Here is a 20,771-nt window from a genome sequence, read left to right as displayed (position 1 = left end):
GATAAGGTTGAGCGCGAAATCAGAGGGCCGCGGCATCGGCCTCGCCGGTGCGGATGCGAACCGCATGGTCGAGATTGATGACGAAGATCTTGCCGTCGCCGATCTGTCCGGTTTTCGCGGCGGACGTGATGGCGTCGATGGTCTTGTCGACCTGGTCGGAGGCGACAGCGACCTCGATCTTGATCTTGGGCAGGAAGCTCACGGCATATTCGGCGCCGCGATAGATTTCCGTATGGCCCTTCTGGCGGCCATACCCCTTGACTTCCGTCACCGTGAGACCGTGAACGCCGATGGCGGTCAGGGCGTCACGGACTTCTTCCAGCTTGAATGGCTTGATAATCGCCATAACAATTTTCATGGGTCCTATCCCCGCTTGGGCCCGGTCCGGACGTGGCCGGGCGTTTCTCGACTGGTTCGCCACGAGGGAGAAGTTTCACTACGCGGGCACAGCCGGCCCCCTAGAATCAAATGCCGTGCCAGATCAGGCGCCTTGCCTAACGGATTATGAAAACGGGTGTTTTCGCGTTTGGTGGGTATTGCGGTGCAGTGCGCTATTACGTCGCGCTCAAAACGTGATCACGTCTGCTCAAAACGCAGGCACGACAGGCTGCCGACACAATGTTGCTCACGTGTCGGGCAGCGGGAAGGTAATTACGTAGCGCAGAAGGCCTATTGCAGGGCTTCGCCGTGCTGCGAAATATCCAATCCCTCAAGCTCGTGCTCACGGGATACGCGCAACGGCACGAACAGGCCGACCAGCTTGAGCAGGATGAAGCTCACGCCCGCCGCCCAGACGAAGGTGACGGCGACCCCGTAGAGCTGGATCAGAAGCTGCTGCGGATGGCCCTCGATCAGGCCGGCGGTACCGCCGATCGCGCTGGTTGCGAACACGCCGGCGAGCAGGGTGCCGGTCAGGCCGCCGATGCCGTGGACGCCGAACACGTCGAGCGAATCGTCATAGTCGAAGCGGTGCTTCAGCCAGGTGCAGGCCCAGTAGCAGATCACGCCGGCAATCACGCCGATGACGATGCCGTGCCAGGGTGCCACGAATCCGGAGGCCGGCGTGATGGTGCCGAGACCGGCGACCGCGCCCGAGATCATGCCGAGCACGGAGGGCTTGCGCCGTGTCGACCATTCGATCGCACCCCAGGTCAGCGCGCCGGAGCAGGCCGCGAGATGTGTCGCGATGATCGCCAGCACCGCGCGCGAATTGGCCGCGCCTGCCGAGCCGCCGTTGAAGCCGAACCAGCCGACCCACAACAGGCCGGTGCCCATCACCGCGAGCGAGAGGTCGAACGGCGAGAGATTCTCGGTGCCGTAGCCGTGACGGCGTCCCATCACCTTGGCGGCGACGAGGCCGGCGGTGCCGGCCGACAGGTGCACCACGAGTCCGCCGGCGAAGTCGAGCACGCCCAGGCTGTTGAGGAAGCCGCCGCCCCACACCCAATGCGCCAGCGGAATATAGACGAAGATGAACCAGGCGACGGAGAACAACAGATAGGCCGAGAACCGCATCCGGTCGGCGACCGAGCCCGCGACCAGCGCCACCGTGATGATCGCAAACGTCATCTGGTACAGCATGAACAATGCCTCCGGGATCGTCTTCGCCGCGGGATTGACGCTGTCGAGCGTCATGCCGGCGAGGAACCAGCGATCGAGCGTTCCGATCCACGGCCCGTCGCCGACGAAGCAGAGCGAATAGCCGAACGCGACCCAGAGAATGGAGATGATCGTCACCGCGGCGAGGCTCTGCGCCATGGTGGCGAGCACGTTCTTCTTGCGCACCATGCCGGAATAGAACAGCGCCAGCCCCGGGATCGTCATCATCAGCACCAGCGCGGTGGCGACGATCATCCAGGCGGTGTCGGCGGTGTTGATTTGGGACTCCGCGGCGTAGGCGGGTGCGGCAATGACCGACACAAATCCGATCGGCGCAGCCATAACGGCCGCGCGGCGCAACAATCCCGCCATGTCGTTTCCCCCAAGCAGTGATGACGTCGCACGCTGTGGCGTCGTTGCCCGGTGCGTCGAAGCAGTTCTCTTAAAGTGCGTCGCTGTCGGTTTCGCCGGTGCGGATGCGCAGCGCGTGGTCGATCGGCGTGACGAAGATCTTGCCATCACCGATCTGGCCGGTGCGGGCTGTCGAGGTGATCACGGCGACCGCCTTGTCGGCGACGTCGGAGGCGACCGCGATCTCGATGCGCAGCTTCGGCAGGAAGTTCACGACATACTCCGCGCCGCGATAGATCTCGGTGTGGCCCTTCTGGCGGCCATAGCCCTTCACCTCGGTCACGGTCATGCCGTGGACGCCGATCGCCGTCAGGGCCTGGCGGACCTCATCGAGCTTGAAGGGTTTGATGATCGCGACGACGAGTTTCATGGTCAGGCCTATTCCCCGGGATGCGCCGCGCCGTATGTCCCCGGCGCTGCGTCAATCTGGCATCTTTCCGGGCAAATGGCACAAAAAAGTTGCAGATTGAAGCAGAAAAACGTTTGGCCAAGGGCGGTCATGTGAACGGCCGCCTCTGTACAGGGCAGCCGTTCATCCTTCACAATGCATTTTTGGCATGGATGCGGTGAACCGAAGCGGTGAACCTAAGCGCCTTGGCCGGTACATAAGTATGTTCGAGGGGGACGTTTCATGGCGAGCTGGTTCTACGCATCCGAGGGCAAGCAGCAGGGGCCCTTTCCGGAAGGACAATTCCGCGACCTGATCGCCCAGGGCGTCGTCCGCCCGGACACGCTGGTGTGGTCCGAGGGCATGGCCGGCTGGCAGAAGGCCGCCGAGATTCCGGGCCTCGTCGGCGGCGGTGCACCCCCGATGATTCCGGCCGGCGGCCCGCCGATGATGGGCGGCGCTGGCTATGGTGGCGCTGCCGGCGGAGCGCTGTCGGCTGATTTCAGCCCGTTCGGTCTGCTCGGCCGCAGCATCGTGTTCGTGATCGGCATCCTGCTGGTGATCCCCGCACCCTGGGTCACCGTCTGGTTCTACAAATACATCACGTCGAACATCCAGGTTCCGGGCCGCCCCAATTTTGGTTTCGCCGGCCAGCCGATGGACATCTGGTGGGCGTTGATGCTCAACGCGCTCCTGACCTACGCCGGCGCGACCGGCATCTCGTTCGCGCCGCTCCTTGCGGTGATCGCCAACGCGTTCCTCGCCTGGGTGATCCTGCGCTGGATCATCGCCAATCTCACCTCGAACGGCGAGCGGCTGCCGCTCTCGTTCCAGGGCAGCGCGATCGGCTATGTCGGCTGGTACCTGCTGATGATGATCTCGACCATCACCATCATCGGCTGGGCCTGGGTGATCGCGTTCTGGATGCGCTGGAATTGCCGGAACATCGAGGGCACGCGGCGCGAGGTCGTCTTCAACGGCAGCGGCTGGCAGGTCCTGTGGCGATCGGTGGTGTTCTCGCTGGCGTGCAGCTTCATCATCCCGATCCCGTGGATGCTGCGCTGGTACGGCCGCTGGTTCGTATCGCAATTCGCGCTGGTCGATCGCGGGGCGGCGGCTCGCGGCTATTGAGCGCTATCTCCGCTCGCGCACGGAGCCTTCCTGCGCGACGGAGGCGACCAGCGTGCCATCGGGCTTGAAGATCGAGCCGCGGGTCAGGCCGCGGCCTGATTGCGCGCTCGGCGAATCCTGCGCGTAGAGCAGCCATTCGTCGGCGCGGAACGGGCGGTGAAACCACATCGCGTGGTCAAGGCTCGCCGGCATCATGCGCTTGTCGAACAGCGTGCGGCCGTAGCGCGCCATGATCGCATCCAGCAACGAGAAGTCCGAGGCATAGGCGAGCGCGCACATGTGCAGCGCCGGATCGTCAGGCAATTTCGCCGCGGTCTTGATCCAGACGTGGATGCGGCCGTCGTCGATCTTCTGGCCGAAATAGCGGCCGAGCTCGACCGGGCGCAGCTCGATCGGTCGATCGGACTCGTAGTAGCGGCGAATGAACTCCGGCATCTCGCGGAACATCGGCTGCTTCGCCACCTCCTCCGCCGTGAGCTTCTCCGGCGGCGGCACGTCGGGCATTTTGTCCTGATGGTCGAATGCGGTCTGCTCGTCGGCGTGGAACGACACCATGATCGAGAAGATCGCATTGCCGTGCTGGATCGCGGTGACGCGCCGCGTCGAATAGCTCTTGCCGTCGCGCAGGCGCTCGACCTGGTAGATGATTGGGATCTGCGGATCGCCGGGGAGGATGAAATAACAATGCAGCGAATGCGGCAGCCGGCCCTCGACCGTGCGGCAGGCCGCAACCATCGCTTGCCCGATCACCTGGCCGCCGAATACGCGCTGCCAGCTCGTCTTCGGACTGTTGCCGCGGAACAAATTCACCTCGAGCTGTTCGAGGTCGAGGATCGAGATCAGGTCGATCAGGCTTTTGGACATGAACACAACTCTCTGAAGTCGTCATTCCGGGATGCGCCGGAACGGCGCAGGCCCGGAATGACACAGGTGGGCCGTTCCGCCCTTGTTTCACCGCACTGTTTCGCCCAGCTCAAGTCTGCTAGCAAGACCGAGAATTGACCGGGAAGCTTGGTATGTCGGTACAGGGAAGCATTGTCATTGGCGGCGGCGCGTTTGCCGGCCTCGCACTGGCTCTGGCGTTGCGCCAGGGGCTGGGTCCCGAGATCCCCGTCATCGTCGCCGATCCCGCGCTCGGCACGCGGCCGAGCCGGGACCCGCGCGCCACTGCGATCGTCGCCGCCTGCCGCCGCCTGTTCGAGGCGATCGGCGCCTGGGACGACGTCAAGGGCGAGGCGCAGCCGATCCTCGACATGGTCGTCACTGATTCGAAGCTGGAGGACGCCACGCGTCCGGTGTTCCTGAACTTTGCCGGCGACGTCGCGCCGGGCGAGCCCTTTGCCCACATGGTCGAGAACCGCCGCCTGATCGATGCGCTGGTGGTGCGCGCCGAGGCCGAGGGCATCGATCTCCGCGCCACCACGGTTGCGTCCTACGATGCGCGCGCGGAGGGCATCGACGTGACGCTCGGCGACGGCAGCGTGATCGCGGCGAGCCTCCTGGTCGCCGCCGACGGTGCGCGGTCGAAGCTGCGCGAGCGCGCCGGCATCGCCACCCATGGCTGGGAGTATGACCAGTCCGGCATCGTCGTCACCGTTGGCCATGAGCGCGATCACGAAGGCCGCGCCGAGGAGCACTTCCTGCCTGCGGGTCCGTTCGCGATCCTGCCGCTCTCGGGAAAGCGCTCATCGCTGGTGTGGACCGAGCGCCGGGCCGAGGCCGTGCGGATCGTTGCGCTCAGTGACGAGGAATTTCACAGCGAGCTCGAGCAGCGTTTCGGCCTGCATCTCGGCGAGGTGAAGGCGCTCGACAAGCCGCGCGCGTTTCCGCTGTCCTATTTCGTCGCGCGCTCCTTCATCGCCGAGCGCCTCGCGCTGGTCGGCGATGCCGCGCATGTGATCCATCCGATCGCGGGCCAGGGTCTCAACATGGGGCTGAAGGATGTTGCCGCGCTGGCCGAGGTCGTCGTCGACGCCGCGCGGCTCGGCATGGATCTCGGCGCCGCCGACGTGCTCGAGCGCTACCAGCGCTGGCGCCGCTTCGACACCATGGCGATGGGCGTTGCCACCAACTCGCTGAACTTCCTGTTCTCCAACCAGTCGACCCTGCTGCGCACCGTGCGCGACATCGGCCTCGGCCTCGTCGACCGCGCCCCGCCGCTGAAGAACCTCTTCATCCGCCAGGCCGCCGGCCTCACCGGCGAGGTGCCGCGGCTGTTGAAGGGCGAGGCGTTGTAAGGGGCGCTGGCGCTACACCCTCCACCGTCGTCCCGGCCCCCGTGCGCAATTGCGCACGGGGGCCGGGACGACACTGAGTGTGCAGCGCCGTCATCGCGCAATTCTGCGCGTGAGATTCACCTCAATCGATCTTGCGCGCCTCTTCCGGCAGCATGATCGGGATGCCGTCGCGGATCGGGTAGGCGAGCTTGGCGCTGCGCGAGATCAGTTCCTGCTTTTCGGAATCGAACTCCAGCGGGCCCTTGGTCAGCGGGCAGACCAGAATTTCCAGCAGCTTGGGATCGACGCTGGCTTCGGGACGTTCGGTAGGCGCGTTCATCACTGTCTCCGGCAATTGCTTGCCTCTACCACAGAAATTCGCGCCCGCCCATCGCGGGTTCAAGCCGAAACCATCTGCAGAATCTCGTCGAGGATGCCCTGAAGCCGTGCCGCCGGCACCGGCGCGCCCGACAGGGCAAAGCCGAGAAACGTCCAATAGAGGATCTGCGCGCGGGCTTGCGCCGCCGCGGGAGCGAGCCCGCGCTTGCCGAGCAGCTGCTCGATATAGTCGAGCCTGCGGCGGTCGATCGCGCGCACCGCTCCTTGCGCGCCGGCGTCGAAGGCTGCCCAGTTGCGCACCGCGCGCTCGAGGTCGAGCCGCGCGCCGAACGACCTGCGCAGCAGCGCCTGCAGCGGCTCGTCGCCGGCCGCCTCGACGTCGGCAATGATCTGCTCGGCCGCGATCTCGCGCCAGCGCTTCAGCACGGCGGCATGGAACGCGCCGAGATCGGCGAAATGCCAATAGAAGCTGCCGCGCGAAACCCCCATGGCCCTGGCCAGGGGATCGGCCTTCAACGCGGTGAAGCCGCTCTTGGCGAGTGCCTTCAGCCCCTCTTTGATCCAGTCGTCGGCGGAGAGCTGTTCGGTCATATCGGTTCCCCGGATCGAACCATACACTAGTGTATTGACAGGCGACAGGCCAGCCTCTATCTCACCATACACAACTGTATGGAGGCGTTGATGCGTGATCTTTTGCTTCAGTGCGCCGGCGTCCTGACCATTGCCGTGGCCCTCATCCACGGCTACCTCGGCGAGGCAAAGGTCTTCGCGCGCGCCCGCATCGAACCGGAACGGCTGCGCACCCTGATCCGCCTGGTCTGGCAGGCCTCGACCGTGGCCTGGATCGGCGGTGGCGTGCTCCTGATCGCGACGCCCTGGATGGGCTCGGAGCCGGCACGCCACTGGATCGTCGTCACCATGGCCTGCGTGTTCGGCTTCTCCGCTCTCGCCAACGCATGGGCAACGCGTGGCCGGCACTTCGGCTGGATGATGCTCAGTGCCGTCGTCGCGATGGCGGTTGCGGGCTATTGAGCGTCGAATGGGAGTGGAGCCATGGCGCTGACACTCGTCACCGGAGGCACAGGCCATCTCGGCCGGGATATCGTCGATCGTCTCGTTCGCAATGGACGTCGCGTTCGGGTGTTTGCGCGAGCGCCGCGCACGCGATCGGATGTCGAATGGGCGATCGGCGACCTGGCGACGGGCGCCGGGTTGCGGGACGCGCTGCACGATGTCGATACGGTGATCAATGCGGCGACCTGGTCGCCGATCGCGCGGCGCGGCGGCATTCGCCCAATCGACTTCTTCACGTCGCCCTCCGCCGTGGACGTCGAGGGCACGGAGCGGCTGCTGTCGCTCAGTGGGGAATCTGGGGTACAGCACTTCCTCCACGTCTCGATCGTCGGCCTTGATGAGGCAACCTTGCCTTACGCGCGGGTCAAGCTCGCCGGCGAACGGCTGGTGCGTGCATCGGTCCTGCCCTGGTCCGTCGTTCGCGCGATGCCGTTCTACTATTTGCTCGACAAGCTGCTCGCGGGCCTCGGCTGGCTTCCGGTGTGGCCGGTGCCGACGACGCGGTTCAATCCCGTCGATACTTCCGACGTCGCCAACCACGTCGTGGCCTGCACCGTCGACGGAATGCGTGGCGAGCGTGTCGAGATTGGTGGTCCCGAAGATCTCCGGCTCGTCTCGTTGGCCCGCCGGTATCAGGACGCCCGGGGATGGCATCAAAAAATCCTGCCGATGAATCTATCGGACGCGAGGGTGCGCGGCATGGGTTTCGTCGTCAGCCAAGGTGTTCGCGGACAGCTCTCCTGGGCGGATTGGCTGCGACGCAACTATCCTGCGGCGTGAGGCGCGGCCTGGCACAACTGGCCGGGCTAGCGGTGCGCCACGAGCCTGTGAGGCGTTAGGCCGCAGAGGCGCGCCGAACGTGCACTGCGCACGGCGAGTACTCGGCTTTTGGCCGATGTTAGAACTTATCTAAAGCGATCCATGCCCGAACCCGATTGACTTCACCTCCTCCTTTGCTTCCTTCGGTGTCGCTCGCGGCTCCGCGCAGCGCCCACGACAGAAGAGGAGAAGTTCGTGAAGGTCATTCGTGTTGTTGCCATTGCACTGACGATCGGGATTGGCGCGGGATCGACGGCCATGGCCGACGGTTTCAAGGACTGCACCAAGCTCGACAAGGCGTCGTGGAAGCCGGCCAGCGAAGCCGAAGCCAAGGCCAAGGCGCTGGGCTACGAAGTGCGGCGCTCCAAGATCGAAGGCTCGTGCTACGAAGTGTACGGCGTCAAGGAAGGCAAGCTCTACGAGTTGTTCTACAGCCCGGAAGATCTCAGCCTGAAGCACACGATCGCCAAGTAAGGGTCATCCCGGCTTGATCGAAAAAGCGGTGCCAGAAGCGCGCGGGCCGGCCGATCGGGCCCCCGCGGATCGAACCGCTTCGCGGACGGTCGCAGTCTGGGATCTGCCGCTGCGCCTCTGGCACTGGGTTTTCGCGGCCAGCATCCTGGCCGCGTGGTTCACGCCCACCGTCTATGACCGGGTTCATCGCATCGTCGGCTATACAGTCCTTGGGCTTCTCGCCTTCCGTCTGGTCTGGGGTTTTTGGGGCAGTCGCTACTCCCGTTTCCGCATGGTCGGCGTCCGGCTTCGTGCCGCACCACGCTATCTCTGGAATCTGCGCCGCGGCATCACCGGCCGCTATATCGGGCTCAATCCCGCCGGCACGTTGATGCTGGTCGCGCTGCTGCTGGCGACCGCCGTCTCGGCGATCACGGGCGCGATGTCGGTGACGGTGACCTTCTTCGGCCTCTGGTGGGTCGAGGACACCCACCACTATTCATCGGACGCGGTCATCGTGCTGGTCGTGCTGCATGTGCTGGGCGTGCTGCTGATGGGGCTTCTTCAGCGCGAGAACCTGATCCGCGCGATGATCACCGGCCGAAAACGCATCCGCGCTAACCACTAAAGCATGATCCGGAAAAGTGCGAAGCGGTTTTCCGGAAAGATCATGCGTAAACAACAACCTAAAGCGCGTGACGATTCATCCGAATCTCATCGCGCTTTAGCCTTCGTCGTACGCGTTCTTCCCCGGCTCGCGCGCGGTCGCGGGCCGGTGGACCAAAAATCGAATTGAGCAGGAAGCGTTAACCCGCCGGTAAGTATGCAATCAGGCGTTGCACAAAATTAACGCGATGAACGTTTAGGGCATCCACCATCGGCACTATTGACGATGGAGCCATATTGCATGTTCCGCGTTTTTTCTTGTCTTACGGCCGAGCACGATTGGCGGCTCGTTGTGCTGGCAGGCCTGGTCTGCTTCGTCGCGAGCATCGTTGCGGTCAGTATCTTTCATCGTGCGATCGCAACGCGCGTGAGGACGCGGTGGATCTGGATCGCGATCGCCGGCGCGGCCATCGGATACGGAATCTGGGCCACGCATTTTGTCGCGATGCTCGCCTATGAGCCGGGCGTCACGGTTGGCTATGGCCTGGTGCTGACCGCGTTTTCACTTGCCGCGGCAATGGTCCTGACCTCGGTCGGTTTCGGTGTTGCGGTCGGCACGTCCCGCCGGTGGGGCGCGCTGGCAGGGGGGGTCATCATCGGTGGCGGCATTGCCAGCATGCACTATCTGGGAATGTGGGCCCTTGAAGTGCCAGGCCGGGTCACCTGGTCGGTGGACCTCGTGATCGTCTCGATCATTCTCGGCATGTGCCTCGGCTACGCCGCGCTGGCAGTTGCCCTCACCTACCAGGACTATCGCGGTACGCTGGGAGCGGCCGTCCTGCTCACACTCGCTATCGTGTCGCATCACTTCACGGCCATGGGCGCCGTGCAGATCACGCCGGATCCCACCCTCGCGACGGGTACGCTCTCGCTTTCGCCGGCTTTCCTCGCCCTTGCCATCGCCGGTGTCGCACTTTCCGTGCTGGGAATGAGCCTGATCGGCGTGCTGGCCGATCGCCGCCTGGCAAGCCGAACCGCCAGGTTCGAGGAGATCATCAGCCAGCTTTCGCTCGCCCGGCAGCAGCTCGAAGATTCGCAGCAAGAACTACAGGGACAGACGCTCAGGCTGGACACGGCGATCAATCACATGGTCGAGGGCCTTTGCATGTTCGACGCCGAAAAGCGGCTTGTCGTCTGCAACGAGCGTTATGCCCGACTCTATCAGCTGCCGCCGGAACTGCTGAGGACCGGGACATCGCATACCGACATCATCAGGAATCGTATCGCGAAGGGCATTCTCAAGGGCGATTCCAGCGAAGGCGCTGCCGAGCAATTCATCTCGAAACTGGCGGCCCTGCCGTTCGATGCAGTCTCGAGCAGGATCGACGAGTTTGCGGATGGCCGGCTGATCTGCGTGACGCGACAGCCAATGGCCGGCGGCGGATGGGTGGCCACGCATCTCGACGTGACCGAGCAACGCCGGTCCGAGGCCAAGATCACCCATATGGCGCAACACGACGCGCTGACCGATCTGCCAAATCGCGTGCTGCTCAGGGAGCGGATGGAGCATGCGATTGCGGTGACGCGCAACGGCGGCCTCGATCTGGCCGTGCTCATGCTCGACCTCGATCGCTTCAAGGAGGTCAACGACACGCTGGGACATCCGGCGGGCGATGCCCTATTGCGCGCCGTCGCCGCGCGTCTGCGCGAATGCGTCACGGAAACCGCGTTGATTGCCCGACTGGGCGGCGACGAGTTCGCGGTGATCGACTACGTGACCAACCCGGCCGTGGAGGCCGCCGTCCTGGCCGAGAACATCAGAAAGGCGCTTTGCGAACCCTTCGATCTCGGCGATCACCGGGTCACGGTGGGCACCAGCATCGGCATTGCCATCGCGCCGCGCGACGGCAACGATTCCGACGTGATCCTGAAGAGCGCGGATCTCGCGCTCTACTCGGCCAAGAGCGGCGGACGTGGTGCATTCCGCTTCTTCGAGCCGGAGCTCGACGAGCTCATGCATGCGCGACGCAACCTGGAACGCGACATGCGGGATGCGCTTGCCGGCCGTCAGTTCGAGCTCCACTACCAGCCGTTCGTCAGCGCCGCGACCGGCGAGACCTGTGGCTTCGAGGCCTTGCTGCGCTGGCATCACCCGCAGCGGGGCCTGGTGCTGCCGGGCGAATTCATCCCGCTCGCGGAGGAGACCGGCTTGATCGTGCCGCTGGGCGAATGGGTGTTGAGGACCGCCTGCGCGGAAGCTGCCACATGGCCTGCGCATCTCAGGATCGCGATCAACCTGTCTCCCGCCCAGTTCAGGAGCAAGGAGCTCGTTCCGGTCATTGTCGGCGCGCTGGCGGGTTCAGGACTTGCGCCGCACAGGCTCGAGCTCGAGGTCACCGAGACGGTGATCATGCATGACAGCGAAGCCGTGTTTGCGGTGCTCGCCCAGCTGCGCGAGCTCGGCGTGCGAATCGCCCTGGACGATTTCGGCACCGGCTATTCATCGCTGAGCTTTCTGCAGAGATTCCCGTTCGACAAGGTCAAGATCGACCGCAGCTTCGTCGACGAACTCTCCAGCGCGCGGTCAGAGGCGCGCCATCTCGCGCGCGCAGTGGTGCGTTTCGCCGTCAGCCTCGGCAAGACGACGACCGCCGAAGGCGTCGAAACCGAGGAGCAGCTCGACATCCTCCGTGAGGAGGGGTGCGTCGAAACGCAGGGCTATTATTTCAGCCGGCCGATGCCTGCATCCGACGTCGCCAGAGTGCTGCGGCGAGATGAGGCAGCCATCCGCGCCGCGTGAGCCTTCAGAGCCTCACTGCAGCGGCGGATCGCCGCTGGTGCGCTTCTTGGCGAGGTCCATCTCGGTAACCGCGATCAGGATCTCGGCGCGGGTCTTCAGGTCCGGCGCCTCCAGCATGGCCTGCTTTTCGGCGGGGCCATAGGGCGACATCATCGCCAGCGCGTTGACGAGCGCCTCGTTCGGCGCGCTCTCGACGCCCTCCCAGTCGACCTTGAGATTGTTGGCCTTCAGGAAGTCGGCGAGCACGGCCAGCAGCGCTTCGCGGTCGACCTTGTCCTCGCCCATGCGGGCGGTGAAGTCGTCGACGAAGGTGAAGAAATCCACCTTGCACTGCCGGTAGGCGGTGAGCACCTCGAGCTCCTCGACCACCTTGAAGCGCGAAACGCCGGTGAGCTCGAGGATGTAGCGGCCGTCGCCGGATTCGGCGAGCTGGGTGATGCGGCCGACGCAGCCGACGCGGAACAGCGTCGGCTTGTCGGAATTCTTCGGCGAGTGCGCTACGTCGGGCTGGATCATGCCGATCAAGCGGTGGCCGTCGCGGAAGCTGTCGTCGACCATCGCAAGATAACGCGGCTCGAAGATGTTGAGCGGCATCTGGCCGCGCGGCAGCAGCAGCGCGCCCGGCAGCGGAAACACCGGAATGATCTCGGGAAGGTCGGCGGGTCCGCGATATTCGATGTTGATCGGCATCTTGTCCCCGCTGACTTGGCTAGAGCATGATCCGGAAAAGTGTGCAGCGGTTTTCCGACAAGATCATGCTCCAACAACAACCGCGCCCTACGAAAACAGAATCGTCGACAAGCGCTTTCGTCCCTCGACCGTTGCATCATCCGTGCCGCCCCAGGCCTCGAAGAACTGCACGAGCTGCTTGCGGGCGCCGTCGTCGTTCCACTTGCGGTCGCGCTTGATGATCTCGAGCAGCTGGTCGGTGGCGGCGGCGCGGTTGCCTTGCGCGTTGAGCGCGGTCGCAAGGTCGAACCGGGCGTGATGATCGAGCGGGTTTGCGGCAACTTTCTGTTCCAGCTCGGCCACCGGCCCGAGCTGCTCCGCCTGCTCGGCGAGGTCGATCGCGGTCTGCACGGCCTTCACCGCGGGATCGTTGCGCTTGGATTCCGGCACCATGGCCAGCGTCTGCTTGGCCTGCTCCATCGCGCCGGAGACGGCGTAGCATTTCGCAAGGCCGGCCAGGGCCGCGATGTTGGTGGAATCATGCTGCAGCGCCTCGGCGTAGATCTGCGCGGCCGCCGCGGCATCACCCTCGGCGAGCACGCCGTCGGCTTCTTGCACGATCTCGGCGACATTGACCTCGCCCGGGGCGGTGACGCCCTTGGTCAGCTTTTCGATGAAGGCGTTGAGCTGGCTCTCGGGCACCGCGCCCATGAAGCCGTCGGCCGGCTGGCCGTTGACGAAGGCGATCACGGCCGGGATCGACTGGATGCCCATCTGGCCCGGAATGGCCGGGTGCTGGTCGATGTTCATCTTGACCAGCTTGACCTTGCCCTTGGCCGCCTTGACCGCCTTTTCCAGCACGGGCGTGAGCTGCTTGCAGGGGCCGCACCACTCCGCCCAGAAGTCGATCAGCACCGGCTGGCGCTTCGATTCCTCGATGACGTCCTTCACGAAGGTCTGGGTGGTGGTGTCCTTGATCAGATCGGCCGCAGCCGGGTTTGCGGCTCCGTTACCCTGGTCGATGATCGTCACGGGATCCCCTCGTCATGTCTGGAATGGCGGCTCTTTAGCACGTCGCCAATGCATATGCTTCGCTGTCGGCTCCTAAATTGGGCCGAATGGGCCGAATTTCAATCCGTCGGGGCCGATTCGCCGGTTCCGGGCTGTTTTCGGTCGATTTGGCCGCTTTCCGGGTCTATTTAGGGGTCCGGATTGCGAATCTAAGCTGCCGGTAGCTGTTGCATTCCCCTTCCGCTTTTGGCATACGACAGCCGTTGCCGGCGCGTCACGCGACCGACACAGGATGCGGGTGTAGCTCAGTGGTAGAGCACGACCTTGCCAAGGTCGGGGTCGAGGGTTCGAGCCCCTTCGCCCGCTCCAATTTTTCCCAGAGCATCCAGCCAAACCGGACCAGGCCGTGGTCTTCCACGCCGCTGGCGGCTGTATTGGGTTTGCAATGACAATTCTGGTCACCGGCAGCGCCGGCCACCTCGGAGAAGCTATCCTCCGGACCCTTCAAGGGCGGGGGCTGCCTGCCCGCGGGATCGATCTGAAGCCCTCGCCCTTCAGCGATGCCGTCGGCTCGATCGTCGATCCCGCATTCGTCCGACGCCAGATGGACGGCGTCTCCGCCGTGATCCACACCGCGACGCTGCACAAGCCGCATGTGGCGACTCACGGCAAGCAGGACTTCGTCGACACCAACGTCACCGGCACGCTCAATCTGCTCGAGGCGGCCGCGGCCGCCGGGGTGAAGAGCTTCGTCTTCACCAGCACCACCAGCGCGTTCGGCTCGCAGCTGCGGCCGGAGGCGGGACAGGCGGCGGTGTGGGTTACCGAGGAGCTGCCGCCGGTGCCGAAAAACATCTATGGCACGACCAAGCTGACGGCGGAGAATTTGTGCGAGCTGTTCTTTCGCGAGCGCGGCCTGCCGGTCGTGGTCTTGCGGACCTCGCGCTTCTTCCCCGAGGACGATGACGACCCGGCGATGCGATCAGCCTATCCGCTGGACAATGCGCAGGCCAACGAGCTGCTCTATCGCCGGCTCGATATAGCGGACGCGATGAGCGCCCATCTGCTCGCCGTCGAGCGCGCGCCAAAGATCGGCTTTGCCCGCTATATCGTTTCGGCCACGAGCCCGTTCGAGTCGCATCATCTCGCGGCGCTGGCGGATGACGCAGCGAGCGTCGTGCGCGCGCTCTATCCGGATTGTGCGCAGCTCTACGCGGCGCGCGGCTGGCGCCTGTTTCCGCAGATCGACCGCGTCTATGTCAACGCGCGCGCCCGGCGCGAGCTGGGCTGGCGGCCCGAATTCGACTTCGCGCACGTGCTGCAGCGCCTCCGTGTGGGTCAGGATTTCCGCAGCGCGCTTGCGCGCGAGGTCGGGTCGAAGGGCTATCACGAGGCGGTTTTCGACGAAGGGCCTTACCCCATCGTCTCCTGATCACCGCTTTTGCAGTTTTGCTCGACGTGTCAATCGCCTGCGCGCTGTCACCGCGCGCAAGTTGGCCTTGGTCGTTCTACTGTGCATGGGGTTGTTTTCGCATTTTGATGTGGCCCCTTCCCGCTGCCTGCAAATTGAGCTGGGCGTTATCCCGATTCCGCGATGCAGCGAGATCGTTGCCGTTGCCGCGCTTGCGGGCGGAGCAAACCGTCTCAACTTTTATTGAGTGCGATCGCAGCACACGCCATGCGCTTCTCAGCGCTCGCAGATGTGCTAACCTTTTTAGGTCTGTCGTCCTGACAGACTACAAACTTCGCCTACTCAAACAGCAAAACAAGCAAAACAAGAATGTGCAGCCCTGACGGCTGCCTTAGGGGAGTGACGCGATGACATCGATGTTCCATCGATCCGTGTTGGCGCTTGCAGCGGTTGCCCTTCTTGCCGGGACCAGCGTTGTCAATGCGCAGCAGCAGGACAAAAACCGGGGACTGAAGAAATACGAATCCGGCACCAAGGAATTCTGGACCCATCCGCCAGATGACTGGTTCCTGGGCGACGAGACCGAGGCGCAGAAGGGCCTCGCGCCACCCTCGGGTCCGCCGACCGGCGCGTCGGAAGCCGAGCTCGCGGCGATGATGAAGAAGATCAAGCTGCCGGCAGGCTTCAAGATCGAGGTCTATGCGCCCGGCGTTCTCGCCGCGCGGCAGATGGCCTGGGGTGACAAGGGCACGCTGTTCGTCGGCTCGTTCGGCCTCGGCAACGTCTATGCCATCAAGGACAACAACGGAAAGAAGGAGGTCAAGACCATCCTCAAGGGGCTGAACATGCCCACCGGTCTCGCCTTCAAGGACGGCGCGCTCTACGTCATCGCGGTCGACAAGCTGATCCGCTACGACAACGCCGAGGCCAATCTCGACAAGCTCGGTGACGGCAAGGTCGTCTATGACGACATGCCGTCCTATGCCGCGCATGGCTGGAAGTACATCGCGGTCGACAAGGAAGGCTGGTTCTATCTGCCGTTCGGTCCGCCCTTCAACGTCGGCATTCCCCCGACCAGCGTGTCGCAGATCCGCCGCGTCGATCCCAAGACCGGCAACGCGGAAATCTACGCGCTCGGCGTCCGCAACTCGGTCGGCGGCGACGTCGATCCGCGCACCGGAAAACTCTGGTTCACCGAGAACGCGCGCGACTGGGTCAGCGACGACAAGCCCAGCGACAAGCTCAACATGATCTCGAGGATGGGCGAGCACTTCGGCTATCCCTATTGCCACCAGGGCGACCTGCCCGATGACAAGTTCGCGATGGGTCACAAGTGCTCGGAGTTCACGCCGCCGGTGGTGAAGCTCGGCGCGCATGTCGCTCCGCTCGGCATGAAGTTCTATACCGGCGATCAATTCCCGCCGGAGTACAAGAACAGCATCCTGATCGCCGAGCACGGCTCGTGGAACAGGCACAAATATCAGGGCGCGCGCATCGTGCGCGTGATCGTCGGGCCCGACGGCAAGAACCCGAAGGAAGAGGTGTTCGCCTCCGGCTGGCTCGAGGGTGACCAGGGCTATCTCGGTCGTCCCGCCGATATCATCCTCGCCAAGGACGGCTCGATCCTCGTTGCCGACGACTGGGCCGGCGCGATCTATCGCATCAGCTACAGCAAGAAGTAGCGCGCGAACGATAAGAGGCTGCGACCGCGCGATGGTCGCAGCCTCATTCATTTTAGCGCCCCACGCCGTCGTTCCGGATTGCGCGCCACTTGCGCGCAAGTCCGGAACCCATACCCACGAACGGGGGTTATGGATTCTCAGATGCGCTATTGCGCATCATAGTTCGTGCTTTGCACGCCCCCGAATGACGAACTCGAGATCGGAATTCCCATCATGTGCCGGCAGTTCACCTCGCACGCAATCAGCGCGATTGCGCTCCTGACGCTCGGCGTCCTTCCAGTCGGCGCCGCCGACAATGCCGCGATCAAGGACAAGGCATCCGTCTGCGCCGGCTGTCACGGCGAGAACGGCATTTCTCAGACCGAGAACATTCCCTCGCTCGCCGGCCAGCCTGATCAATTCATCCAGTGGCAGCTCGTGTTCTTCCGCGCCGGCTCGCGCAAGAACGATCAGATGCAGCCGATCGTGGAAGAGATCACCAACGAGGACATCCGCAATTTCGGCGCCTATTTTTCGCAGATGACGCCGCCGAAGGGAGCGGAGGACAAGGACCCGGATCTCTCGAAGAAAGGCGCGGAGGCCGCGGTCGGCCGTCGCTGTGCTTCATGCCACACCGACAGCTTTGCCGGCACCAAGGCGGTGGCGCGCCTCGCGGGCCAGCGCGAGGAATACCTCATCAAGGCGCTGCATGACTACAAGGCCGGCGCGCGCGTCGGCGGCGGCGTCGCCGCGATGGCCGATGTCGCCTATCACATGAGCGATGAGGAAATCACCGCGGTCTCGCACTATCTGGCCCATTTGAAATAGCGGAAGATGTAGCCGCGCGACTCCTCGTCGTCCCGGACAAGCGCGCCCAAAGCGCGCGCAGATCCGGGACCCATAGCCACAGAATCAAGTTTGGCGAAGACTCGGAGTTACCAGCTCGCGTCATAACCACTTCCCTGTGGCTATGGGTCCCGGATCGGCGCTCGGCTCCGGACAACGCTACGCGTTGTCGGGAGCTGCGCTTGTCCGGGGACGACAGCGGAGTGCGGGGTTGCTACTTACCCCGCCCGCTGCTTCTCATACGCCTTCAGATGCGTGTACGCGATGCGCAGCTTCGGCACCGGCACCTTGGCGGCATCAGCGCGCGCGATGAGATCGCCGACGACGTGATCGGCCTCGACCGGCAGGCCCGCCTTGATGTCGCGGAACATCGACGCGGTCATCGGCGAGCCTTCGGTAGTGAGATTGCCTTTGACGCGTTCGAAGAACGGGCCGCCCGGCGGATAGCCGGACGCCGTGGCGATGGCGCTGGTCTCATCGAGCATGCCGAGCAGGAAGTCGCGGCCGCCGGGAGCGGCGAGGATGTTGCCGACGGAGGTGCGCATCAGGCTGGTGCTTGCCGCGAGCGAGGAGAGGAACACCCACTTCTCCCACATGTCCTGCATGATGTTCTGGCTGGCGGTGGCGCCATTGATGCCGTTCTTGAAGGCCTCGTCGATTGCCTTGACGCGGTCCGACAGCTTGCCGTCGCGCTCGCCGTAACTCAGCGACTGCATCGGCTGGAGCTGCACCACCTCGCGCTTCTCGTTCAGGGTCGCGGCGATGGCGCAGAGCCCGCCGAGCACCCGCTCCTTGCCGAATTTGGCATCGAGGATGTCGAGATGTTTCATGCCGTTGAGCATGGGGATGATCGCCGTATTCGACCCGACCGCGGGCGCGAATGACTTGATGGCGTCCTCGAGGTCGAACGCCTTGCAGCTGAGCAGCACGACGTCGAACTTGTCCTTGAGCGCGTCGGCCTGCACGGTCGGCGGATTTTTCAAGGTCACGTCGCCATTCGGGCTCTTGATGACGAGGCCGGCGCTGGCGAGCTCGCTGGCGCGGCGCGGCCGGACCAGGAAGGTGACGTCGCGGCCGGCCTGCAACAGCCTGCCACCAAAATAGCCGCCGATGGCGCCGGCGCCGACCACGAGGATACGCATGGGATTATCCTTGCTGTTTCTTCTTTGCCGTCGTCCCGGCTTTCGCCAGCACGACACCGGAAATGATTGCCCGGTTTGTCCACCATACGAAAATCACGTCCCCGACACCATCTCCTCGACCTCGCGCAGCTGCTCCTTGCCGAAGAACATCTCGTTGCCGACGAAGAATGTCGGCGAGCCGAAGGCGCCGCGGGCGACCGCCTCCTCGGTGTTCTTGATCAACCTGGCCTTCACCTCCGGTTCCTGCGCGCGGGCGAACAGCTTTTGGGCGTCGAGTCCGGAGGACGCCAACGCCTTTGCCGCAACTTCAGGGTCGTCCATCTTCTTCGGCTCGCGCCACATGTGGTGGAAGGCGGCCTCGACATATGTCTCGAACACGCCTTCGAGCTGCGCCGCGATCGCCGCGCGCATCAGGTTGAGCGTGTTGACGGGAAAGTGCGGATTCCAGACATAGGGCTGGACCTTGAAGCGCTTGATGAAGCGCTCGGTCTCGATCTGCTGGAATTCGCGCTTGTTCTTGATGCCGGCGAGCGTCTCGGCCGGCGACTTGTTGTTGGTCGACTTGAAGATGCCGCCGAGCAGGATCGGCACGTATTCGAATTTGACGCCGATCCGCTGTTCGATTGCCGGGATCGCCAGATGGCTGAGATAGGCGTTCGGGCTGCCGAAATCGAACAGGAATTGCGGGGCTGTGCGGGGCAAGTTCGTTCTCCCTGGAGGCGCTTTTCTGGCATTGTGGCGCAGGACGCGCCACCGGTCCACCGTTTAATGACGGTCATAATACTTTGATGATCAGATCAGGCGCCGGATCGCGCGCCTGCGCCACACCAGGAGGTAATAGCCCATCTGCAAAAGAAACATGGCGCAGAACACGATGGGATAGGCGGCCCACACGCCCTCAAGGCCGACGATACGGCTGAGGATGATCGCAGCCGGCAGCTCGATCGCGACAATGGCGAAGATCGACAGCAGCATTGGCGTGAAGGCGACACCGGCAGCACGCATCGCGCCTGAAAACACGGTGGCCAGACCGAACGGCACCGAGCTCCACAAGGCGATGTGGAGCAGTGACTTTGCCAGATCGAGCACGGCGCCATCGGTGATGAAGATGCCGAGCACGGCGCGCGGCGCGAGATAGATCAGCGCCACCAGTCCGCCGGTCAACACGAGATTGAACGCAAGACCGGTGCGGACGATGCCATCGAGCCGCGCTCTGTCGCCGCCGCCGACGGCCTGCGCGCCGAGGATCGAGACCGCGATCGAAATCGACATCGCCGTGAACTGCGTATAGCCCATCACCTGGTTGACGGCGCCATAGGCCGCGGTGGCGTTCGAGCCGAAGCCGTTGACGAGGCCGAGCAGCACCAGCTCGGCGATCGCCATCACCACCATGCCGATCGCGCTCGGCAGCCCGATGCCGAGAATTTTGCCGAGCACGGCGCGATTGAGCCGCAGATGACCCAGCAATGCAGCGTCCGGTGCGAGCGCATGCTTCTTCCGCAGCAGATAGATGGCCAGTACGATCAGCGTCAGCGCATTGGCGATTGCCGCCGCCCATGCCGGACTGGTGATGCCGACGGCCGGCAAGCCGAACGTGCCGCGGATCAGCATCGGCGTCAGGATCAGGCCGATCGTCGTCGATAGTGCCAGCGCCAGCAGCGGCGTGAGCGCGTCACCAACGCCGCGGATCATCGCCGTCATCAGCAGGAAGACGAAGCCGAGCGGCATCGTCAGCAGCACGATGCGCGCATAGCTACTAGCCTCGTCCAGAATGTTCGCGGGCGTGGCAAGTAGCCTCATCAATGGCCGGCTGAAAACTCCGCCGACGAGTGCAATCGCAATCGAGAGCAGCAGGCCGACAGCAAGCGTCGTGCCCACCACGCTTCTGATCCTGCCGTGCTCGCCGGCGCCGAAGGCCTGGCCGATCAGCACGGTGGCGCCGGTGCTGAGGCCCATGACGAAGGCGAACAGGAAGAACATCACCGGGAAGAACGCCGACACCGCGGCGAGCGCGTCGACGCCGATCATCTGGCCGAGATAGACGTTGCTGGCGGTGCCGAACAGCGATTGCAGCGCGTTGCTCAGCATCAGCGGTGCGAGGAAGCCGAGGAACGTGGTCCAGAGCGGTTTTGGAGCAGACATGGATTGGCCTTTCATCAGGGCGTGCGAAGCCGATGCCGCGCGAAGCGCGCGGC

At 64.1% G+C, this 20,771-nt stretch carries 21 protein-coding genes and 1 tRNA gene; 11 read left to right on the top strand and 11 right to left on the bottom strand.

Going from position 1 to position 20,771, the window contains the following annotated elements; all coding sequences use genetic code 11:
• Window positions 1–19 precede the first annotated feature (19 nt).
• From GGD63_RS37110 to GGD63_RS37100, 3 genes are all read right to left on the bottom strand, one after another.
• On the bottom strand, window positions 20–358 hold the full coding sequence (locus GGD63_RS37110; protein WP_008142813.1) for a P-II family nitrogen regulator: 339 nt from the start codon (window positions 356–358) through the stop codon (window positions 20–22).
• Window positions 359–669: 311 nt separating this feature from the next.
• The gene (locus GGD63_RS37105) at window positions 670–1,971 is read right to left on the bottom strand and encodes an ammonium transporter (RefSeq protein ID WP_183249841.1); all 1,302 of its coding nucleotides are present in this window, start codon (window positions 1,969–1,971) and stop codon (window positions 670–672) included.
• A gap of 70 nt (window positions 1,972–2,041) precedes the next feature.
• Window positions 2,042–2,380, bottom strand: a complete 339-nt coding sequence (locus GGD63_RS37100; protein WP_018323564.1) for a P-II family nitrogen regulator — start codon at window positions 2,378–2,380, stop codon at window positions 2,042–2,044.
• Between the two features lie 261 nt (window positions 2,381–2,641).
• On the opposite strand from GGD63_RS37100, the gene GGD63_RS37095 reads away from it, so the two are divergent.
• Window positions 2,642–3,529 (top strand): DUF4339 domain-containing protein, encoded by an 888-nt coding sequence (locus GGD63_RS37095; protein ID WP_183249839.1) that lies wholly within the window; start codon window positions 2,642–2,644, stop codon window positions 3,527–3,529.
• Window positions 3,530–3,532: 3 nt separating this feature from the next.
• Here the strand turns inward: GGD63_RS37095 and tesB are convergent, their stop codons facing one another.
• Window positions 3,533–4,393: an acyl-CoA thioesterase II gene (gene tesB / locus GGD63_RS37090; protein WP_183249837.1), complete on the bottom strand. Its 861-nt coding sequence runs from the start codon at window positions 4,391–4,393 to the stop codon at window positions 3,533–3,535.
• 152 nt (window positions 4,394–4,545) lie between these two features.
• On the opposite strand from tesB, the gene GGD63_RS37085 reads away from it, so the two are divergent.
• Complete coding sequence (locus GGD63_RS37085) at window positions 4,546–5,766, top strand: ubiquinone biosynthesis hydroxylase (protein WP_183249835.1); 1,221 nt, start codon at window positions 4,546–4,548, stop codon at window positions 5,764–5,766.
• A 121-nt stretch (window positions 5,767–5,887) separates the two neighbouring features.
• Here the strand turns inward: GGD63_RS37085 and GGD63_RS37080 are convergent, their stop codons facing one another.
• Together GGD63_RS37080 and GGD63_RS37075 are read right to left on the bottom strand one after the other, a co-directional pair.
• Entirely contained in the window at window positions 5,888–6,085 is a 198-nt protein-coding gene (locus GGD63_RS37080; protein WP_183249833.1) for a Trm112 family protein, read from the bottom strand.
• A 59-nt stretch (window positions 6,086–6,144) separates the two neighbouring features.
• Window positions 6,145–6,675, bottom strand: a complete 531-nt coding sequence (locus GGD63_RS37075) for a TetR/AcrR family transcriptional regulator (RefSeq protein WP_183249831.1) — start codon at window positions 6,673–6,675, stop codon at window positions 6,145–6,147.
• A 90-nt stretch (window positions 6,676–6,765) separates the two neighbouring features.
• Here GGD63_RS37075 and GGD63_RS37070 point away from each other — a divergent pair, with 90 nt between their 5' ends.
• From GGD63_RS37070 to GGD63_RS37050, 5 genes are all read left to right on the top strand, one after another.
• Entirely contained in the window at window positions 6,766–7,116 is a 351-nt protein-coding gene (locus GGD63_RS37070) for a hypothetical protein (RefSeq protein ID WP_183249829.1), read from the top strand.
• Between the two features lie 21 nt (window positions 7,117–7,137).
• Window positions 7,138–7,938 carry an SDR family oxidoreductase gene (locus GGD63_RS37065; RefSeq protein ID WP_183249828.1) on the top strand — a complete coding sequence of 267 codons (801 nt, stop codon included), beginning with the start codon at window positions 7,138–7,140 and terminating at the stop codon, window positions 7,936–7,938.
• Window positions 7,939–8,172: 234 nt separating this feature from the next.
• Window positions 8,173–8,451, top strand: a complete 279-nt coding sequence (locus tag GGD63_RS37060; RefSeq protein ID WP_100233301.1) for a PepSY domain-containing protein — start codon at window positions 8,173–8,175, stop codon at window positions 8,449–8,451.
• A 13-nt stretch (window positions 8,452–8,464) separates the two neighbouring features.
• Window positions 8,465–9,058 (top strand): cytochrome b/b6 domain-containing protein, encoded by a 594-nt coding sequence (locus GGD63_RS37055; RefSeq protein ID WP_183249826.1) that lies wholly within the window; start codon window positions 8,465–8,467, stop codon window positions 9,056–9,058.
• A gap of 279 nt (window positions 9,059–9,337) precedes the next feature.
• Window positions 9,338–11,836: an EAL domain-containing protein gene (locus tag GGD63_RS37050; protein ID WP_183249824.1), complete on the top strand. Its 2,499-nt coding sequence runs from the start codon at window positions 9,338–9,340 to the stop codon at window positions 11,834–11,836.
• A 12-nt stretch (window positions 11,837–11,848) separates the two neighbouring features.
• On the opposite strand, the gene GGD63_RS37045 is transcribed toward GGD63_RS37050, so the two are convergent.
• Both GGD63_RS37045 and trxA read right to left on the bottom strand, forming a co-directional pair.
• Complete coding sequence (locus GGD63_RS37045) at window positions 11,849–12,526, bottom strand: LON peptidase substrate-binding domain-containing protein (RefSeq protein ID WP_183249822.1); 678 nt, start codon at window positions 12,524–12,526, stop codon at window positions 11,849–11,851.
• 87 nt (window positions 12,527–12,613) lie between these two features.
• Window positions 12,614–13,537: a thioredoxin gene (gene trxA / locus GGD63_RS37040; protein ID WP_183249820.1), complete on the bottom strand. Its 924-nt coding sequence runs from the start codon at window positions 13,535–13,537 to the stop codon at window positions 12,614–12,616.
• A 273-nt stretch (window positions 13,538–13,810) separates the two neighbouring features.
• Here trxA and GGD63_RS37035 point away from each other — a divergent pair.
• From GGD63_RS37035 to GGD63_RS37020, 4 genes are all read left to right on the top strand, one after another.
• Window positions 13,811–13,885: transfer RNA gene (locus tag GGD63_RS37035), tRNA-Gly, on the top strand.
• Window positions 13,886–13,961: 76 nt separating this feature from the next.
• Window positions 13,962–14,948 (top strand): NAD(P)-dependent oxidoreductase, encoded by a 987-nt coding sequence (locus GGD63_RS37030; RefSeq protein ID WP_183249818.1) that lies wholly within the window; start codon window positions 13,962–13,964, stop codon window positions 14,946–14,948.
• A 386-nt stretch (window positions 14,949–15,334) separates the two neighbouring features.
• A complete protein-coding gene (locus tag GGD63_RS37025; protein WP_183249816.1) occupies window positions 15,335–16,609 on the top strand; it encodes a sorbosone dehydrogenase family protein in 1,275 nt (424 codons plus the stop codon).
• A gap of 213 nt (window positions 16,610–16,822) precedes the next feature.
• Complete coding sequence (locus GGD63_RS37020) at window positions 16,823–17,416, top strand: c-type cytochrome (protein WP_183249814.1); 594 nt, start codon at window positions 16,823–16,825, stop codon at window positions 17,414–17,416.
• A gap of 236 nt (window positions 17,417–17,652) precedes the next feature.
• Here the strand turns inward: GGD63_RS37020 and panE are convergent, their stop codons facing one another.
• The 3 genes from panE to GGD63_RS37005 form a co-directional block, all read right to left on the bottom strand.
• Entirely contained in the window at window positions 17,653–18,576 is a 924-nt protein-coding gene (panE, locus tag GGD63_RS37015; RefSeq protein WP_183249811.1) for a 2-dehydropantoate 2-reductase, read from the bottom strand.
• Between the two features lie 93 nt (window positions 18,577–18,669).
• Window positions 18,670–19,278 carry a 2-hydroxychromene-2-carboxylate isomerase gene (locus GGD63_RS37010; protein WP_183249810.1) on the bottom strand — a complete coding sequence of 203 codons (609 nt, stop codon included), beginning with the start codon at window positions 19,276–19,278 and terminating at the stop codon, window positions 18,670–18,672.
• A 90-nt stretch (window positions 19,279–19,368) separates the two neighbouring features.
• Window positions 19,369–20,718: an MATE family efflux transporter gene (locus GGD63_RS37005; RefSeq protein ID WP_183249809.1), complete on the bottom strand. Its 1,350-nt coding sequence runs from the start codon at window positions 20,716–20,718 to the stop codon at window positions 19,369–19,371.
• Between the last annotated feature and the right edge of the window lie 53 nt (window positions 20,719–20,771).

The sequence above is a fragment of the Bradyrhizobium sp. cir1 genome, assembly GCF_014198245.1.
GTDB lineage: Bacteria > Pseudomonadota > Alphaproteobacteria > Rhizobiales > Xanthobacteraceae > Bradyrhizobium.
Note: the sequence above shows the minus strand (reverse complement) of the source record. Positions and strands in the feature narration are given on the sequence as shown.

Coding starts and splice junctions, on each gene's coding strand:
- GGD63_RS37110 (WP_008142813.1), bottom strand. CDS start 358: ATGAAAATTGTTATGGCGATTATCAAGCCATTCAAGCTGGAAGAAGTC.
- GGD63_RS37105 (WP_183249841.1), bottom strand. CDS start 1,971: ATGGCGGGATTGTTGCGCCGCGCGGCCGTTATGGCTGCGCCGATCGGA.
- GGD63_RS37100 (WP_018323564.1), bottom strand. CDS start 2,380: ATGAAACTCGTCGTCGCGATCATCAAACCCTTCAAGCTCGATGAGGTC.
- GGD63_RS37095 (WP_183249839.1), top strand. CDS start 2,642: ATGGCGAGCTGGTTCTACGCATCCGAGGGCAAGCAGCAGGGGCCCTTT.
- tesB (WP_183249837.1), bottom strand. CDS start 4,393: ATGTCCAAAAGCCTGATCGACCTGATCTCGATCCTCGACCTCGAACAG.
- GGD63_RS37085 (WP_183249835.1), top strand. CDS start 4,546: ATGTCGGTACAGGGAAGCATTGTCATTGGCGGCGGCGCGTTTGCCGGC.
- GGD63_RS37080 (WP_183249833.1), bottom strand. CDS start 6,085: ATGAACGCGCCTACCGAACGTCCCGAAGCCAGCGTCGATCCCAAGCTG.
- GGD63_RS37075 (WP_183249831.1), bottom strand. CDS start 6,675: ATGACCGAACAGCTCTCCGCCGACGACTGGATCAAAGAGGGGCTGAAG.
- GGD63_RS37070 (WP_183249829.1), top strand. CDS start 6,766: ATGCGTGATCTTTTGCTTCAGTGCGCCGGCGTCCTGACCATTGCCGTG.
- GGD63_RS37065 (WP_183249828.1), top strand. CDS start 7,138: ATGGCGCTGACACTCGTCACCGGAGGCACAGGCCATCTCGGCCGGGAT.
- GGD63_RS37050 (WP_183249824.1), top strand. CDS start 9,338: ATGTTCCGCGTTTTTTCTTGTCTTACGGCCGAGCACGATTGGCGGCTC.
- GGD63_RS37045 (WP_183249822.1), bottom strand. CDS start 12,526: ATGCCGATCAACATCGAATATCGCGGACCCGCCGACCTTCCCGAGATC.
- GGD63_RS37030 (WP_183249818.1), top strand. CDS start 13,962: ATGACAATTCTGGTCACCGGCAGCGCCGGCCACCTCGGAGAAGCTATC.
- GGD63_RS37025 (WP_183249816.1), top strand. CDS start 15,335: ATGACATCGATGTTCCATCGATCCGTGTTGGCGCTTGCAGCGGTTGCC.
- GGD63_RS37020 (WP_183249814.1), top strand. CDS start 16,823: ATGTGCCGGCAGTTCACCTCGCACGCAATCAGCGCGATTGCGCTCCTG.
- panE (WP_183249811.1), bottom strand. CDS start 18,576: ATGCGTATCCTCGTGGTCGGCGCCGGCGCCATCGGCGGCTATTTTGGT.
- GGD63_RS37005 (WP_183249809.1), bottom strand. CDS start 20,718: ATGTCTGCTCCAAAACCGCTCTGGACCACGTTCCTCGGCTTCCTCGCA.